This window comes from Paeniglutamicibacter sp. GQ140 (assembly GCF_059759235.1).
Map to the genome: position 1 here is coordinate 1 of NZ_JCAXDW010000038.1, position 363 is coordinate 363.

General features: G+C 58.4%; 1 protein-coding gene. It reads left to right on the forward strand.

All coding sequences use genetic code 11. The features are described from left to right. Positions 1–9 precede the first annotated feature (9 nt). Positions 10–363: SH3 domain-containing protein (locus AC6CHY_RS19965; protein ID WP_498228066.1), on the forward strand; the 354-nt coding region annotated here is incomplete at its 3' end.

A 363-nucleotide genomic window follows, 5' to 3' on the forward strand; every position in this document is an offset into this window, starting at 1 on the left:
AAGGCCAAGGTGTACAACTACACCAAGTCGTTCACCACGGTGAAGTCCCGGGCATATCGTTCGTCGGCCAATCTGGTTTCGATCCACCGCCAGACGAAGGTCGAAGTGCTGGGCCTCAAGGGTTCCTGGACCAAGGTGCTGGTTTCGGGGAAGACCGGATTTGTTCCGGCGTCTTCGCTCACCACGTCGAGTCCTTCGAACGTCTATCGTTGGGTGAAGGGCAAGCAGCCTGTCTTCCAAACGACGAAGACGACCGGTAAGAGGATTGCCACTCTTTCGAACAACACGAGGATCCAGTGGTTGCGGACCTCGGGTTCGTGGCAGCAGGTGCGCACGAGCGCAGGCATCGGCTGGATCCAGTCC